This is a genomic window from Gilliamella intestini (genome assembly GCF_900094935.1).
In the GTDB taxonomy this organism is placed as follows: domain Bacteria; phylum Pseudomonadota; class Gammaproteobacteria; order Enterobacterales; family Orbaceae; genus Gilliamella; species Gilliamella intestini.
In genome coordinates, this window is sequence record NZ_FMBA01000020.1 from 1 (window position 1) to 17575 (window position 17575).

15 protein-coding genes and 3 pseudogenes are annotated in these 17575 nt (G+C 34.9%); 9 read left to right on the forward strand and 9 right to left on the reverse strand.

Annotation, left to right across the window (positions count from 1 at the left end; translation table 11 throughout):
- Positions 1-55 precede the first annotated feature (55 nt).
- Positions 56-253: pseudogene (locus tag GA0061080_RS06615) on the reverse strand (transposase); the annotation flags it as partial.
- A gap of 277 nt (positions 254-530) precedes the next feature.
- On the opposite strand from GA0061080_RS06615, the gene GA0061080_RS06620 reads away from it, so the two are divergent.
- Together GA0061080_RS06620 and GA0061080_RS06625 are read left to right on the forward strand one after the other, a co-directional pair.
- Positions 531-863: a hypothetical protein gene (locus tag GA0061080_RS06620; RefSeq protein ID WP_091122968.1), complete on the forward strand. Its 333-nt coding sequence runs from the start codon at positions 531-533 to the stop codon at positions 861-863.
- Between the two features lie 461 nt (positions 864-1324).
- Positions 1325-2405: pseudogene (locus GA0061080_RS06625) on the forward strand (IS3 family transposase).
- 129 nt (positions 2406-2534) lie between these two features.
- On the opposite strand, the gene GA0061080_RS06630 reads toward GA0061080_RS06625, so the two are convergent.
- Positions 2535-3047 carry an Imm26 family immunity protein gene (locus GA0061080_RS06630; RefSeq protein WP_209435759.1) on the reverse strand — a complete coding sequence of 171 codons (513 nt, stop codon included), beginning with the start codon at positions 3045-3047 and terminating at the stop codon, positions 2535-2537.
- A 373-nt stretch (positions 3048-3420) separates the two neighbouring features.
- Here GA0061080_RS06630 and rlmKL point away from each other — a divergent pair, with 373 nt between their 5' ends.
- From rlmKL to rlmL, 5 genes and pseudogenes are all read left to right on the forward strand, one after another.
- Positions 3421-5541 (forward strand): bifunctional 23S rRNA (guanine(2069)-N(7))-methyltransferase RlmK/23S rRNA (guanine(2445)-N(2))-methyltransferase RlmL, encoded by a 2121-nt coding sequence (rlmKL, locus tag GA0061080_RS06635; RefSeq protein WP_091122972.1) that lies wholly within the window; start codon positions 3421-3423, stop codon positions 5539-5541.
- 371 nt (positions 5542-5912) lie between these two features.
- Complete coding sequence (locus tag GA0061080_RS06640) at positions 5913-7790, forward strand: PTS mannitol transporter subunit IICBA (RefSeq protein WP_091122976.1); 1878 nt, start codon at positions 5913-5915, stop codon at positions 7788-7790.
- An 87-nt stretch (positions 7791-7877) separates the two neighbouring features.
- Positions 7878-9041 carry a mannitol-1-phosphate 5-dehydrogenase gene (locus GA0061080_RS06645; protein ID WP_091122979.1) on the forward strand — a complete coding sequence of 388 codons (1164 nt, stop codon included), beginning with the start codon at positions 7878-7880 and terminating at the stop codon, positions 9039-9041.
- 6 nt (positions 9042-9047) lie between these two features.
- Positions 9048-9599 (forward strand): MltR family transcriptional regulator, encoded by a 552-nt coding sequence (locus tag GA0061080_RS06650; RefSeq protein WP_091122981.1) that lies wholly within the window; start codon positions 9048-9050, stop codon positions 9597-9599.
- A 155-nt stretch (positions 9600-9754) separates the two neighbouring features.
- Positions 9755-10045 (forward strand): annotated as a pseudogene (gene rlmL / locus GA0061080_RS06655) (bifunctional 23S rRNA (guanine(2069)-N(7))-methyltransferase RlmK/23S rRNA (guanine(2445)-N(2))-methyltransferase RlmL); the annotation flags it as partial.
- A gap of 365 nt (positions 10046-10410) precedes the next feature.
- Here rlmL and GA0061080_RS06660 read toward each other — a convergent pair.
- A complete protein-coding gene (locus GA0061080_RS06660) occupies positions 10411-10839 on the reverse strand; it encodes a universal stress protein (protein ID WP_065561310.1) in 429 nt (142 codons plus the stop codon).
- 133 nt (positions 10840-10972) lie between these two features.
- Here GA0061080_RS06660 and GA0061080_RS06665 point away from each other — a divergent pair, with 133 nt between their 5' ends.
- A complete protein-coding gene (locus GA0061080_RS06665) occupies positions 10973-11377 on the forward strand; it encodes a GNAT family N-acetyltransferase (protein ID WP_091122989.1) in 405 nt (134 codons plus the stop codon).
- A 1-nt stretch (position 11378) separates the two neighbouring features.
- Positions 11379-11960: a Maf family protein gene (locus tag GA0061080_RS06670; RefSeq protein WP_091122992.1), complete on the forward strand. Its 582-nt coding sequence runs from the start codon at positions 11379-11381 to the stop codon at positions 11958-11960.
- A 24-nt stretch (positions 11961-11984) separates the two neighbouring features.
- Here GA0061080_RS06670 and GA0061080_RS06675 read toward each other — a convergent pair whose 3' ends face one another.
- The 6 genes from GA0061080_RS06675 to GA0061080_RS06700 all read right to left on the reverse strand — a co-directional run bounded on the left by GA0061080_RS06675 (position 11985) and on the right by GA0061080_RS06700 (position 17567).
- Complete coding sequence (locus GA0061080_RS06675; RefSeq protein WP_091122996.1) at positions 11985-12650, reverse strand: ABC transporter ATP-binding protein; 666 nt, start codon at positions 12648-12650, stop codon at positions 11985-11987.
- Positions 12650-13861, reverse strand: coding sequence for an ABC transporter permease (locus GA0061080_RS06680; protein ID WP_091122999.1), 1212 nt, complete (start codon positions 13859-13861; stop codon positions 12650-12652). The genes GA0061080_RS06675 and GA0061080_RS06680 overlap by 1 nt, the downstream gene beginning before the upstream one ends.
- Positions 13862-13950: 89 nt before the next feature.
- Entirely contained in the window at positions 13951-14430 is a 480-nt protein-coding gene (locus GA0061080_RS06685; protein ID WP_091123003.1) for a DUF4418 family protein, read from the reverse strand.
- 20 nt (positions 14431-14450) lie between these two features.
- Positions 14451-15110: an ABC transporter ATP-binding protein gene (locus GA0061080_RS06690; protein WP_091123009.1), complete on the reverse strand. Its 660-nt coding sequence runs from the start codon at positions 15108-15110 to the stop codon at positions 14451-14453.
- 10 nt (positions 15111-15120) lie between these two features.
- Positions 15121-16263: an ABC transporter permease gene (locus GA0061080_RS06695; RefSeq protein ID WP_091123013.1), complete on the reverse strand. Its 1143-nt coding sequence runs from the start codon at positions 16261-16263 to the stop codon at positions 15121-15123.
- 17 nt (positions 16264-16280) lie between these two features.
- On the reverse strand, positions 16281-17567 hold the full coding sequence (locus tag GA0061080_RS06700; protein WP_091123016.1) for an ABC transporter permease: 1287 nt from the start codon (positions 17565-17567) through the stop codon (positions 16281-16283).
- Positions 17568-17575 lie beyond the last annotated feature (8 nt).

Here is a 17575-nt window from a genome sequence, read left to right on the forward strand (position 1 = left end):
CCGCTAGTTGTGATAAATGTTTGAAAATATCAACTAATATTCCTTTTTTAGATCACAAATTAAATCGTCTATAGACGGTGCTCCATTCACCAAACTCCTCTGGCAAATCTCGCCAAGCAATACCGGTTCTCATTCGGAAAAGGATCCCTTCAAACGTCATCCGATGCTCGGATTTATTATAAACTCGGCCGGTATTTTTCATTATTTGTAGTAGCTTTTCCCACCGTTTATCTGTTAGCATTGTTCTTGGCATGATGAATCGAGTTATGTTTGTTTTTTGCAGAATGATTATAACTCACATTATGCCGTATAAAAAATAATCACGAAAGATCAACACGCCCTAGTAATGTTAAAATAATCAGTAATAGTTTATCATTATTTGAATATTTATAACGAAACTAAAAGATAATGGATAAAGATGATAATAGTGATAACGATAATAGGCCTAATTATTAGCTATGTTAGCATATAGATGGTGCTGAATATTTAAAATATTACGATTATCATATTTAAGAAAAGGAATAGCACATATGATTATATTAATCTATATTGCATATTATTTTTTATCTCTTTTGCCTATTATTATTTCTTATCGATTTAGAAAATATACAATAAGCGATTACCAATATAATAAGCAATTGAATTGGAAAAAACGATGGGCGCTATTTTTTAATTATATCGCTTTAATTTTTCAAGTAATAGTTGCAGGTGAACTAAAAAGTAAATTAGATAGCCTAGATAATTCTATTTTAGGCTATGAGCCTATTTTAGTTTCAGCATACATATTTCTTATTGTTTATACACTCTTTCCTATATCATGGTTAGAGAGTCCTAAATCTCACATAAAAAAAGAAAAAATTTAAATAAAAAATTATTCAAGGTAAAAGGAGAAAGTGTTAAACGTGGTTATTTTGATTTATATTTTATTTTATCTTGTTTCTATTCTACCTATTTTTGTTACTATTCGTTATAGGGGATATAGTAGAGTAGATTATATGGAAAATAAGCGTTTAAGATGGGAAAGGCGAATAATGTTATTTTTGTGTGTTATTATTGGATTTACTCATATTTTTATTCTTTGCGCTCACAAAACTATCATTAGTTATTCCTCTGAATATAAACCATTAGTTTTTTCTGCATTTGCGTTTTTTCTCTTTTATTCATTCTTTCCTTTATCATGGTTAGAAAAACCTAAATCTTATATAAAACAGAAAAAATCTAAATAAAAAATTATTCAAGGCGAAAAGAGTGTGTAACTCTCCCCTAAAATAATACAGCAAAAAAGTAGAAAATTCTCTATGATAAAAGAAAAGGGGATTTAATTATGAAAAAAATGACTGAACATCAAATTGTCGCTATTTTAAAAGAAGCTGAAGCGGGTATTCCGGTTAAAGAACTGTGCCGTAAATATGGCATGGGTAATTCAACTTTCTATAAATGGCGAGAAAAATACGGCGGAATGGAAACTTCGGATATCAAACGCTTAAAGGAGCTGGAGGCTGAAAACCGTAAGCTTAAACAGATGTTTGCCGAACTGAGCTTAAAATCCCAGCTGCAGGAAGAAATAATAAAAAAGCTTTAGTGCCCACAAAAGCACGTAAAACGTGGGCACAGCAACTACAACAAAATCATTCGGTTACTATTGCTATGAGTTGTGCCATTGTTGGCTTAAGCCGTTGTGCTTACTATTATCAACCTAAGTTACCGGATGATTCGGTGATTGTTTCGGTGTTGAATGCTATCGTTGACCGGCATTTGCGCTAGGGCTTTCCTAAATGCTTTAATCGTATCAGAAAGCTCGGCTATAAATGGAATCATAAACGTGTGTATCGGGTGTATTGTGAGTTGAAACTTAATCTCAGGGTAAAGCGTAAAAAACGTATTCCTCCACGATGCCCGGAAAGGTTATTAGTACCCAATAAACAAGGTGAATGTTGGTCAATGGATTTTATGAGTGACAGTAGTCGTAATGAACGTCGCTTTAGAACATTCAATGTCATCGATGACTTTAATCGTGAGGCGCTAAGTATTGATATTGCAGTAAGCTTACCGGCAGGGAGAATTACCCGTTACTTAGATAAACTGGCTGAATATCATGGTTATCCACTCAAAATACGAGTAGATAATGGACCAAAATTCACCGGAAAAAGTTTACTAATTAAGAAAAAACACATGGTATAACTATAGATTACATCAAACCCGGTAGTCCTTATCAAAATGGTTACATTGAACGATTTAATCGTACCTATCGTACTGAAGTACTCGATTTATATCTTTTTAACAACTTAGCACAAGCAAGGAGAATAACCGAAGAATGGTTAACGATTTATAATACCGAAAGACCGCATGAGGCATTAAATAACATGACACCGATTGAGTATAAAACACTAAAACAAGCAGCATGATTTTCTACGTGAGTTGTGTACTAAGTTTGGGGTATTTACATCCACATCCTCATACTGCCCCGGTTGCCTGAACGGTATATCGGTATCATTTCATTGGGCAAATTATTATATTATTATTTTTAAATTTCTTTATTTGAATAATTTATTTTTTATCCTTATTTCTAATTGAGTTGGAGTCCAAACAATCCATTGTTCATAATTTTTTGCTTCAGTTTCACTAATTTTTTTTTCGATACCATTTTGCCATAACCTAGAATCTTCTCCTCGCCCCATTACTAATTGAATTTTTGATAAATTAGACTCTTTTTCTGGATCATAATTATCTTGTGTATAAATCTTTTTCCATCTCCCTTTTGAAATTCCTAATCCTGATATAGATATTGGAGAGAATAATCTGGGAGAGTTTATAATAGATTGAATATCTTCTTGTAACGTCCCTATTTGATCAAATACTTCTACAAATATGCCACTTCCCCCTTTATCATCTATAATTCTAAAAAAGGCAAATTCTCTTCCCCTATTATCAAACTTCTCTTTTTTATAATTCTTTAAATTTTCCTTAATATCTTCAGTAGGTAGAAATAGGGGAATTGCATATATTTCTCCTGGTATAACTTCTGTTTTTTTCATGATTAATGGCATTTTATTTTATTTCCTTCTAATTGGGCTTTAGCTTTTTCATATTCCGTATAAAAAGCTTTCCCTCTAGCATCTGTCCTTGATTTGTCAAATGAATTTGTAAATACCCCCAAACCTAGTACACAGCTCACGTAAAAAATTACACTGCCTGTTATCGTGTTTAAATTCAATAGGCGTCATATTATAAATATCTTGATGTTTTATTAGATTACATTTTAATTCTTCTACTAAACTAACATTAATTTTCATTACCGCCAAACTTTTCTGATTATTAATAAACTAACCCAATATTCATCTAACTAATATCAGCCTTTATTTCCCACTATTACAATTAGTCGGTATAATGCCAGCAATTTTATTGTTAAGTGAGTTATGCATGAAAACGCTATTTGCCAGTACATCTCGTGGGCTTGAAGAGTTATTAAAAAAAGAGTTAGAACAAATTGGTGCAATTAATTGTAAAATTGCACAAGGTGGTGTTTATTTTGATGCCGATGACAAAACGCTATATCAATCATTATTATGGTCGCGTTTGGCATCTCGCATTTTACTACCTATTGCCGAGTTCGACATCTATAGCGATTTGGATCTGTACTCTTGTGTGTTTAATATTAAATGGCCAGATATTTTTGCTGTTGATAACTCTTTCGTGATTAATTTTGTTGGCGTAAACGAATTTATCCGTAATAGTCAATATGGTGCGCTAAAGATCAAAGATGCTATTGTTGATCACTTTTTGCGTCATACTAATGAACGTCCTAATGTAGCAAAACAAGATCCCGATATTCGGCTTCATGCTTATTTAAATAAAAACCGTGTCACACTATCTTTAGATCTAAGTGGTAATAGTTTACATGAGCGTGGTTATCGAGAGCAAACAGGGAAAGCCCCACTAAAAGAAAGCCTAGCGACAGCTATTATTATGCGTTCTGGTTGGAAAATAACTGAGCCATTGCTCGATCCGATGTGTGGTTCAGGTACATTACTAATTGAAGCGGCAATGATCGCATCACAAATCCCTCCTGGTTTACATCGTAAACAGTGGGGATTTTTTGCTTGGAAAGGCTTTAACCCGACATTGTGGAACGAATTGCTTTTCACCGCAAAACATAACGTATCCAAAACAAACACACCATTTATCGGTTATGATAATAATGCTACAGTACTTGAACGAGCCAAACAAAATGCCCTCCAAGCAGGTGTGGGGGATTTAATTACTTTTTCGATGCAAGATGTGACACAACTGACCAATCCATTGCCAACTGAAACGGTAGGCATGATCATCAGTAATCCACCTTATGGAGAACGCTTAGAAAGTGAACCTGCGCTTATTGCTTTGCATACGGCACTTGGTCGACAAATCAAACAAAATTTTGGTGGATGGCGTTTATCATTATTTAGCGGTGCGCCACAATTGTTAGATTGCTTACAAATGAGAGCAGAAAGACAATTCAAAGCAAAAAATGGCCCTCTTGACTGTATACAAAAAAATTATGTCATTGCTAAGCGTAACACTGAAGAAGCAATCACAAATTCTACTATGCCTGCGGCTGATTTTGCTAACCGATTACGCAAAAATAAACAAAAGTTAGAAAAATGGGCTGCTCAAGAAAAACTGGAATGTTATCGGCTTTATGATGCAGATTTGCCTGAATACAATGTCGCTATCGATCGTTATAAAGATAAAATAGTGATGCAAGAATACGCAGCGCCGAAAAATATCGATCCACAAAAAACTCGCCAACGGCTTTTTGATACTATAAATGCCACCATGTCAGTACTTGAGCTTACCGCCGATCAGTTAGTATTAAAAACAAGAGAAAAGCAAAAAGGCAAACAGCAATACCAAAAACTAGGACAAAAACAGGACTATTTTTTAGTACATGAATACCCGATTAATCAGCGCAAAACCGCATTTTGGGTTAATGTGACCGATTATTTAGATACAGGATTGTTTTTAGATCATCGCTTAGCACGAAAAATGATTGGCGAAATGAGTGCAGGAAAAGACTTTTTAAACCTATTTGCCTATACAGGTAGTGCAACGGTTTATGCTGGACTTGGCGGAGCAAAATCAACCACCACTGTCGACATGTCTCGCACCTATTTGGAATGGGCAGATCGTAATTTAAAACAAAATGGTTTAACAGGTAAAAAACATCGACTAATCCAGGCCGATTGTTTGCTCTATTTATCTCAAGCTGATGAGCAATTCGATTTAATTTTTATCGATCCGCCTACATTTTCAAACTCGAAACGGATGAACGATACCTTTGATGTTCAGCGTGATCACTTAAAATTGATGACCGATTTAAAACGTCTATTGAGACCTAATGGTACTATCATTTTCTCCAACAATAAGCGTGGTTTTAAAATGGATAGTATTGGTATGCAGAATCTGAGGCTCACCTATCAAGAAATTACTAATAAAACCCTTTCGCTGGATTTTAAGCGCAATAAACAAATTCACTGCTGTTTTATTGTAAAACATCAATAAAAATCAAACCGCCATAAGGCGGTTAATTTACTAAAAAGATACATAAAAAATAAAATCAATGATATTTCTAAAGTATTTTTAATAAATATTAAATGATTTTAGATTGGTTTGTTTTGCTAAATAATACATAGGCAATAGTCACTATTAATAAAACTCAATCTTGTAAAAAAGTTTCAGGAAACTATACGTTTTAGTATATTTTTTTCTTACCACCTCCCAAAAGAGTGATCTTAATCACAAAAACAAAAAATAGACCCATTTTAACAACGTGATACTCATCACATTTATCAATTTTTTTTAATGAATTGAATAACTAAATCCCTCTACAATAACAGCATGATTATATCAATCAATAAGGAAAGTTTTATATTATGACAAGCTCAAACATCAAATTAAAAGTCCAAAATTTTGGTCGATTCTTAAGTAATATGGTCATGCCAAATATCGGCGCATTTATTGCTTGGGGATTTATTACTGCTATTTTTATTCCAACGGGTTGGTACCCCAATGAAACCATTGCCAAGTTAGTTGGACCGATGATCACTTACTTATTGCCACTGTTGATTGGTTATACTGGCGGTAAATTAGTTCACGGTGAACGAGGCGCCGTTGTTGGTGCAATTACAACAATGGGGGTTATTGTTGGTGCAGATATTCCCATGTTCTTAGGCGCAATGATTGTTGGCCCACTGGGTGGTTGGATAATAAAACAATTTGATAAAGCCATCGATGGAAAAGTCAAAAGTGGTTTTGAAATGTTAGTCAATAATTTCTCAGCCGGTATTATCGGTATGCTGCTAGCACTGCTTGCTTTTTTCGCAATTGGTCCTGCTGTCGTTATTGCATCTGGTAGATTAACTATAGCCGTTAATTTCTTAGTTGAGCATAATTTATTACCTTTAACGTCGATCATTATTGAACCCGCTAAGATCCTTTTCTTAAATAATGCCATTAACCACGGTATATTTTCACCATTAGGTATTCAACAAGCCGCTGAGCATTCTCAATCTATTTTCTTTTTAATTGAAGCAAACCCTGGTCCTGGATTAGGTTTATTACTTGCTTATATATTGTTTGGTAAAGGTTCTGCAAAAAGTTCAGCCAGTGGCGCAGCAATCATTCATTTCTTTGGCGGCATTCATGAAATTTATTTCCCGTATGTATTAATGAACCCTCGCCTTATTATTGCAGTAATTTTAGGTGGAATGACTGGCGTATTTACTTTAACACTATTTGGCGCTGGATTAAGTTCACCGGCATCACCCGGTTCAATTATCGCCGTTCTTGCGGTCACGCCAAAATCATCAATGTTTGGCGTAATGATTTCTGTCATTGCGGCAACAATGGTTACGTTTATCGTTTCCGCTATTTTACTAAAAACCACCAAAGAAGCAGATAAAAGCCTTGAAGATGCTAAATCGAATATTTCTGCAATGAAAAAGGAATCAAAAGGGATTGCAAATGGTATGCTTGATCTTGCTAAAGTTAAAAAAATCATAGTGGCTTGTGATGCAGGAATGGGCTCAAGTGCTATGGGCGCAGGTGTATTACGCAAAAAAGTTCAAGATGCAGATTTGGATATTTTTGTCACTAATGTAGCAATTAATAATCTGCCTGATGATGTTGACATTGTTATTACACATAAAGACTTAACCGATCGAGCAAAACAACACGCACCAAATGCACATCATATTTCATTAACTAACTTTTTAGATAGTCAATTATATAGCCAACTCGTGGCTGATCTTTTAAACTCTCAAGCAAATAATGGAGCAAAAGGAACTACACCAGTGAGCCATCAGTCAATTGATAATGCCCCTCTATTTAAATTATCACAACAAAATATCTTTTTAGGGTTAACCGCTAAAAATAAAGAAGAAGCCATTCGTTTTGCAGGGCAAAAATTGGTTGATAATGGTTATGTCACACCAACTTACATTGAAGCAATGCTAGAGCGTGAAAAATTAACATCAACTTATTTAGGAGAATCAATAGCCGTTCCACATGGCACTATTGAATCAAAAGACGATGTTATTAAAACTGGTATCGTATTTTGCCAATACCCTGCTGGGGTTCAATTTGGTGATGAAGAAGATGATAAAGCAAAAATTGTGATTGGTATTGCTGCTCACAATAATGAACATCTTGATGTCATAGCAAAACTGACTAATGCATTAGATGATGAAACTATTATTGCAAAATTAGCAACAACAAATAGTATTGAAGAAGTTTTAGCAATACTAAGCTAAGTTAACCAACCTATTTCTATTTCCCGCCTTATACGGGAAATAGAGTGAAATATTTCAAATTAAATTATAAAGTTAAGGATTATTATTATGCAAGCACTACACTTTGGCGCAGGTAACATTGGGCGAGGTTTTATCGGCAAATTACTATCCGATGCTGGTATACAAGTTACATTTGCTGATGTCAATCAGGAAATTATTGATGCCATCGCCACTCGTCATGAATATCCGGTAAATGTTGTTGGCGAGCAATCTACCACTGAGATAGTTAAAAATGTTGATGGAATTAATAGCACCTCTAATGAAGTGATCGATTATATTGCCAGCGTTGATTTACTCACCACTGCCGTTGGTCCACAAATTTTAGCGCGTATTGCTCCAACGATTGCCCAAGGAATTATTGCAAGACATAATCGAGGTAATAGTAAGCCACTTAATATTATTGCTTGTGAAAACATGGTACGAGGTACCAGCCAATTTAAACAAGAAATCTTTAAAGCGCTACCAGAAGAACTTCAGCAATGGACAAACACCCATATTGGTTTTGTCGATTCTGCGGTGGATCGTATTGTACCACCTGCAACATCAAAAACAGGCGATATACTAGAAGTGACTGTTGAGACCTTCTCGGAATGGATTGTTGATGAAACGCAATTTGTAGGCATTATACCAACCATTAAAGGTATGCAACCCGTTGATAATTTAATGGCTTTTGTGGAACGTAAGTTATTTACACTTAATACTGGTCACGCAATAACTGCTTATTTAGGATTTTATAATGGTATTGGCACAATACGTGATGCAATTCTAGATGAACGTATTCGTTTAATTGTACGCGGAGCCATGGAAGAAAGCGGGTTAGTACTTATCAAACGTTACAATTTTGATGAGCAAAAACACATGGCCTATATTGAAAAAATATTATCCCGCTTTGAAAATCCTTATTTACAGGATGATACTGCACGTGTTGGTCGTCAACCAATTCGTAAATTAGGCGCAGACGATCGTTTAATAAAGCCATTACTTGGCACCTTTGAATATCAAGTTAAAAATACTAACTTACTAATTGGAGTTGCTGCTGCTCTTAACTATCGTAATAATGATGATGAGCAAGCAGTTAAACTAGAAAAACTCATTACTGAAAAAGGCGTTAAACAAGCTTTTTGTGAAATTTCTGGTATTGACGTTAATAATTCTATTGTTATGAAGGTTGAAGAAATTTATACTGCAATGCAAGATCATCAATTTGTATAATTCTCAATGCCAGAATCGATATTACAAGAAGATATAATATTAGAAAAACTCAACCAGCAAGCTGATATTCACAGCTTGCTAAAAGTTGCCATTAAATTAATTAATGATAATGTCAACAAATTGATTCTTAAAGTCTTCCGAAAAGAGCCTCACGCCATTAAATTTGTTATTCCCACATTGGTGGGAAAAAATGGACCTCTCAATGATACCTCAGTGTGCCTAAAATTGCTTTATGTGTTGGGTATTATTTCTCGTGAGGATTACGAAGATATAGAGCTACTGATTGCTGTTTTGGACGAACTAGAGCTAGACGACAAACAATACACTTATTTAGATGATGAAATTTTAGGTCCTATTAGCTTATTACATGATATGGTATTACCACCAAGCTGGGAATCGCAACACGAAAAAGTAAAACAATCAGGTATTGTCGATACTTTAAAATCTTCCATTTACCAAAACCGCTATCAACAAATGATACGTTCAGCACTCATCATCGCTATTACAGAGCTAACGGTTCGAATCATTAATAAACAAAAGATTGACTATTTTCCATAATAATATTGATTGTATATTTTGTTGATACGTTAAATTTACTCTGCTCGTCACTTATATCTATTTAAAGAAATGATTCGCAATTTAAAAAAAATAATTTAACGAGTAAAAACATCGATTAATTTAGGCGGATTGTTTTGCTCTATTTATCTTAAGCTGATGAACAATTCAATTTAATGTTTATCTTTCCGCCCACATTTTCAAACTCGAAACGCATGAACGATACCTTTGATGTTCAGCGTGATCACTTAAAATTTATGACCGATTTAAAACGCTTGTTACGCACTAATGGAATAATTATCTTTTCGAATAATAAGCGTGGTTTTAAAATGGATAGTATCGGTATGCAAAACCTAGGACTAACCTATCAAGAAATTACCAATAAAACGCTATCGCTTGATTTTAAGCGCAATAAACAAATTCACTGCTGTTTTATTGTAAAACATTAATAGACGGAGCTGAAAAACAGCTAATCCACCCGAATATCAAAATAGCCATTAGAGGGTATTGGACACTAATACGATGTTAGTATGCTAAACATAAATGTTTGGCATGATTTTACAATGTCCTAAATAATTCACAACTAGTATGTTAAAACCGAGCGATGACTTAAGCTATTCTTGGGTATGTAAACATATCTCCTTAGATTGTTTTTAAAGGCTGTGGTATAACTGGTTTAATTCGGATGTTGTCATCGTATAGAAATGATCACTGAAGTTTATAACACCCGAAACCTGTAATTCTAAATATTTAAAAAGAATTCATTTGGATATTCACCTAATTTTATTTAATTTTTCAAAAAAACTTAATCATCCTACCTAACAACTAACACCGAAGTTTTAGCACCACGAACCACCCCAGAAGCATTAGATCCTAAAAGATGAGTTGAGATATTAGGACGACGTGAGCCTAGAATAATTAAATCGGGTTGAATTTCTTCCGCTAAACGGAGAATCTCATCCCTTGGATTACCAAATGCAATAGAAAAGGATACATTTTCACGCGGTAAATCAATCGAGTCAATAAGTTTATGCAAGTCTTTTTCCGTTTGTACTGTAGCTTTATCCTTAAATTCGTCAAAACCAAATGAGTAAACATTCACAATGGCTGAAGCGACTGGTAATGTATGAAAAAAGATAACTTGGGCATTAGACAGTTTGGCTAAGCACTCTACATGTGGAATCACTTTCTTGGTTAATTGGTCTTCAAGCACATCGATAGGAACTAGAATTTTTTTGTACATAACTCCCCCCTTGCTTTGTTAAAGATTCAATTATATATTCAGTGAAGCTAAAATAGGTTTTACCTAGCTAGTATGATACTAATTTTAAATGTAATCCTTAATTATTTTTATTCGTTTTATGATGGAGATCAACATGAATTGCATTATTTATCGTTCTGATGTCAAACCGACACTAGAACAAGCCACCACCCTTTATCGTCATTGTTCATTAGGCAAACGTCGTCCACTTACCGATACCGTACGCTTTCAAGCTATGTTAGATAATGCGAATTTGGTGGTAACTGCTTGGCATGATGATAAATTGATTGGCATTGCGCGTTGTTTAACGGATTTTGTTTATATCACCTATTTGGCAGATCTCGCGGTGGATGAAAATTATCAACGACAAGGCATCGGAAAGCAATTAATTAAAGAAGTGAAAAACAATACTGACAAATCATGTTCAATTACTCTGCTAGCAGCGCCACAAGCAGTTGATTATTATGGTCATATCGGTTTTAATGCACATCCTTCAGCTTGGATTTTAAGAGATAATTAAAATGAGAATCATATTAGCATCAACATCTGTATCCCGTAAAAAAATGCTCGAAAAATTAGCTATCCCTTTTGAGTGTGTACCGCCTGTATGCGATGAAACACCGCTAGTCGGCGAATCAGCTCAGCAATTGGTGGTTCGACTAGCAAAACTTAAAGCCCAATCATTAGCTATGCAGTTTGCTGATAGTTTAATTATTGGCTCTGATCAAGTTGGTGTGTTAGACGGTAATATTGTTTGCAAACCGCATACAATTGATAATGCCCGTAAACAGCTTCGACAAAGCAGCGGTAAAGCTTTCTATTTTTATACTGGGATGACAGTAATTAATACCAAAACACAACAACAAACCACTATTTGCGAACCATTTAAGGTGACTTTTCGGCATTTAACTGATTCAGAAATTGATGCCTACATTAGCAAAGAGAAGCCACTACAATGTGCTGGTAGTTTTAAATGTGATGAACTGGGCATCACCCTGTTTGATAAACTTGAAGGTGATGATATTAATTCATTAGTTGGGTTGCCATTATTAAAACTCAATAAAATTATGATCGACATGGGTTTTAATCCACTTTTAATATAATAATTTAGTTAATAAATAGACCCATTAGTCAATAAATCGTCCTGCTGACATTTTCATGATTTTTTGGCTATAACAAGCAACATCATGATCATGAGTGACAATTAATAATGCTGTACCTTGTTGATGAATTTCAGACAGTAGTTGCATGATTTCAGCTGCGCTTTCTTCATCAAGATCACTGGTTGGCTCATCAGCAATAATGATTTGTGGTTTACAAATCAGTGCTCGCAATATCGCAATACGGCGCATTTCACCACCTGACATATGGGCTGGATATGCATCTTGCAAATGGCTTATTTTAGCTTTTTCAAGCAGACTTTTGGCTTCATTTAGGGAATTTTGATTTGCTCGCTTGGTTAAATAAAAAGGCAGGCGAATATTATCAATTGCCGTTAAATTAGGCAGTAAACTGCTACCTTGAGGAATATAAGCAATATGCTGATTGCGAAAGGCTGATACTTGCTGATCATTAAGCTCAAACAAATTTGTATTATTAATGGTAATGTTACCTTGTGTTGGTGTTAATAAGCCAGCAATCATATTTAGTAAAGTGGTTTTACCACTGCCTGATTTTCCCATAATGCAAATAAAGTCATCTTTTGTCATTGAAAAACTAACATTATTCACAGCTGAAAAGGTTTGCTGTCCTCTGATGTAATCTTTGCGTAGATTTTTAACATTCAGTAACATTATTCGCCCTCTCTAAGGGTGCTATAAGTATCAAATTTAGTCATTGATAAGGCACTATAGGTACTTGATAAAGGTCCTATAATTAGCGTAAGAATAAAAACAATAATTGCATATAATAATGCATCAAATAGTGAGATATTTACACACGGCAAACCAATAGATTGGCAGATCAATAAGCTAAATGCATAAAGTAATACCGAGGCGATAACAATGCCACTAATTCCACCTAATGCACTAATAATTAAAGATTCACGAAGCAACATTTTGACTAAATCACGCCGTGAAGCACCTAATATTCGTAATAAGCTAATTTCACGCTTGCGTTCATTTAAGCTTGAAGAAAATATCACAAAAATCACAATAATAGCTAAAACCCAAAAAATAGCCGATAGGCTATATACAATAGTTGAAAAGCTAGTTAACCATTTTGATATATTACTTAACATACCTTTGGTCATAATAAAGTCAATATTATAGTCAATCGCGTATCTGGGCATAATTTGATTAACAATATCTTTAGGTTGATAATCTGAATTGACCTTAATGAAAATCGACGAGGCATAATCAGCAAAATGGTCGACATCCCCTTCAATTAATTTTGCATTTTTCATTAATGATTGGGCTGCCGACATAGTCATAAAGACAGAGGTATCAAATCCCATCCCTGTGCTATCCATTTTAGCAATAATTTTAAAAGGATGATTAAAAAATAAGATTTCATCGCCCACATCAGAACTAATTTTAGAACCAACAACGACTTGATTATCAGTCAATGGCTCTGAAAGTTGTGATTGTAACCAAGGCTTAATTATAAAATCAGTATGCTGTTCAAAACCAATTAATTGGACTTTAGACGAACAACAACCTGCATTTAATGATGCAATAAAGAGTTGAGGTGAAATGGCCTCAATACCTTTGATACTTTTTATTTTATCAATCAAGTCTACTTTTAAATAAAAAGTACTCGGTTCACCACGCAACAGGGCTACTTCCATATTTTTTTCGTAACCATTAGGTACAATAAGAATATCTGCACCTAACCTGTTAGCCATGCCAGAAATACCAAGACTGAGATTTTTCATCAGTATACTTCCACCAAACAACGTCGCTGAAAAAAACGTAATGATGATAATCAAACAGTAACTTCTAAACGGTCGCCGCTGAATATTTCGCCATGCTAAATTTGCCATGGTGATCGGTTTTTCGTGCATATTGACTTTCCTGCTTGTTGGATTTAAATGTTATCTTTATCTATATCTAGTAAAGATAAGTGTGACCTTTGTTTGCTAACAAAGCGCTATCAATTTTCCGTTCTTTTATTTAAGTAATAGATGTTAATAACAGCGACAATAAATAATAAACCTGATAATAAAATTAAGGCCGGTTTAGACCCCATATTGCATCGCATCATTTCATTACCGCAAACACCAATTAGAATTGTTGGTATAGCCGCCGCTAATAAAGAAATACACGCAAGAGCCATACCTAATCCCATTCGCACAAAAGCTGTACGGCTAATTAGTAGCAATGCACCAATGGCTATCACTAAACAACCAATGCCAATTTCAGCTCTTGCTGTCCAAAAACATTTCATGATTTTTCCTGTACCACTATGTATATGCCCATTATGTGCTACCTCGCCACTGGCGTGATTCAATGTATCAACGGGCATGGTTACAACGTCTGGAAGAGGACAAACTGGCAATATATATAATGGAAATAAGATAATTAATACTCCAATAATAATAAAGATACTTGATGAAATAAGACGATTTTTCATATATAACAACCTTCAGTTGATTAATTATCAATTACACGTGCAACTTTGCCGTGCTCTAGTACTACGGTGGTTTGTGCATGTTTTGACACTTCTAGTGAGTGAGTAACTACAATAATGGTACTGCCTTCTTTGTGCAGTTCATGTAATAAATTCATGACCATCGCTTCGTTGCTTTCATCTAAATTACCAGTTGGCTCATCAGCCAAAATCAGTTTTGGATAGTTAATCAATGCTCTAGCAATACAAACACGTTGCTGTTCGCCACCAGATAACTGCCGAGGTAAGTGTTTAGCTCGAGCTGCAAGCCCAACACGTTCGAGTGCTTGCATCGCCTCTTTTTCGTCAACCATACTATGATAATATTGAGCAAGCATGACGTTTTCTAGTGCGGTTAAATACGATACTAAATGAAATTGTTGAAAGATTAGACCTATCTTATCTCGACGTATTTCAGTTAATTCTGACAAAGAAAGCTGAGTAATATCTTGCCTGTCTAAAATAACTGAACCAAGTGAAGGTTTATCCATACAACCAATGATATTCATCAAAGTTGTTTTACCACTGCCAGATGGTCCCATAATCGATAACCATTTACCTTCTTCAACTGTTAAATTCACTTCAGAAAGTGCATGAAGCGAACCATAAATTTTAGACACATTTTTTACTTCGAGCATATTCATACTTTATATCCTATTCGCCGCGCAATACTAACGCAGGCTCTACTTCAAGAGCACGTTTTACCGGAATTAAACACGCAATTACCGTTACTATCACTGAGATAATGATAGTAGTTGGGATCAGATAAAACTCAATAATAATTGAACGTCCAAACACATTGGTACTAATAATTTGAGCAAAGATAAGCCCGCATATAGCCCCAATAACGCCACCAATAACACCTAAAACTAATCCTTCAGCTAAAAACTCTTTTGCAATACATTTATTATTAGCTCCTATCGCTTTTTTAAGACCAATTTCTTTACGACGCTCCATTACCACTGTCATCATAGTGGTAGCTACACAAATCATGGTAAGAACGAGTACAACAAAAGTAACTAAATAGAGTAACGAGGACAGTTTGCCTAATACAGATGATTCTGACTTTGTCACCCATTTTATTAAATGAGGTTCTACTGTTGTCATTTGGTTTTTTATTTTTTCAATGTACTGTTTTAATTCTGTTTCCGTGGCGGCAATGCTTACTTCAACAACTTCGGCTTGCTCGCTTTCTTCAAGTAATTTTTCTAAATCGTGCAGATCAACAAAAATAAAGTTATCTTCGGAACGTCCTGTTTTAACAATACCTGTAACGGTAAGTTCTTCATCAAAGCGAGAATCTTGTTTAGATTTACCGGAAATCGGCATAGTGCTACCAATGGTTAATTTAGCAAAGCTAGCAATATCAGTACCAATCATTATTTCATGTGAATTTTGTGGTATTGAACCTTCAATAGACCAATAAGGGCTGGTTTTTACCACTTGTTTAAAGTCGGTCCCCACAATAGTATAAGGTTGCTGATTACTACGAATTGAATTATAACGAAATGGGGTAACACCTAGTAATTTATCTTCTGGTAAAAAGGTAACCGCTTTATTAACCTCTGTCATTGCTATCGTTGATTGATTATTGGCTGGTAGTAGTAGAAGATTAGCGCCATAAGAACGGAATTCTTGTCCCATTTGCCGTGGTATATCATAACAAAGTGTGATCATACCAAGAAGAACCGTTGCTCCAATAGCAACGCCAAGCAAGGCAATGGCAATGCGAGAACGGCGTCGGATAAGTGAACTTAACACGGTTTTAATTATAAAGCGCCTATTTTTATTGATCATGAGACTTACCTTTCACCTTATCGACCATGTAACACATCAGTTGGACGCAAAAACATCATAATACGCAATGCTGGTAAACTACCTAAAAAGGTAATTAAGATCACCATAATTAGGGCTAAAGGAATAATTATCATCTTAGGCTCAACAAAAGAACCAAACACTGTATGACCAATAATTTGCGCAAAACCAAAACCAATAAAGTAACCAAAAACTCCACCAAGTAAGGCAATAATAAAGATTTCAGTTAATATTAGCATTGCAACTGCTGTATTAGTTGCACCAAGCGCTTTTAATAGGCCAATTTCGGTACTGCGCTCTATAACGTTAGCAGTAACCAAATTCGAAATAGCAAGCGCCGAACAAATCAATGATAAGATAGTTAATAATAACATTAGTAATTGTGTTTTTTGTAAAATTGATCCTTCTGACTCAGCAACTTGCATAATAGCTTTAACACGCACATCAGGCATTAACTCTTCTAGCTGGTATGCAATTGAGCTAATATAAGCAGTGCAATACCATGTATCCCATTCTGTTCTAGATAAACTGTTTGGATCTTGTGCTGCTTTACGAGCTAATTCGTTTTCTGGAGTGGTTAATGCACTAACCTCAACACGTTCAACCAGTCCTGATTTATCTGCAATATTTTGAGCAATAGGCAATGATACATAGATCTGCGTATCTTCAGCACCACCACTATGAAAAATATTATTAATCGTTAATGTAAACTTTTTGTTTGTTTTCGTTGAAATTATATCTATCGTATCACCTAGCTTTAGATCCCACTGTTTGGCTACAGATTCACCCACCATAGCTCCTTGCAAATTATCATCGGTCATGGTGTTTCCTTCAATTGTCCACCATGATTTCATGGCTAACATACCGGTATTAACTTGATCTCCAGTTGGAATATTAAGGTGTTTATTGAACCAAGTACCAACAACTGTAATCGGTTTATCGTTAAAGGTAGCTTGCGTCGTTAGGAAAGGGGCAAAATCAACAATATTATAAGCCCAAAAGATCATCTTGATTTTGACTAGATCATCTTGCTTAATATACTGTATCGCCTGCTGTTTATCGTTATTATCCAGTTGATACATTTCGCTAATTACTGCACTACCGCGAGGAACTATATTTAGATTAGCACCGTAAGCTTTTAGCTCTTGATTAACTTTATCCCCCACATCAAACATTACGTTTAGCATAGCAGTAGCAAGCGAAACACCCAATGCAACCGTTAAGGCAATAAGAAAAAGTTTCTTTTTTTGGCGAATTAAAACACTTAATAACATTCTACAAAACATACAATATT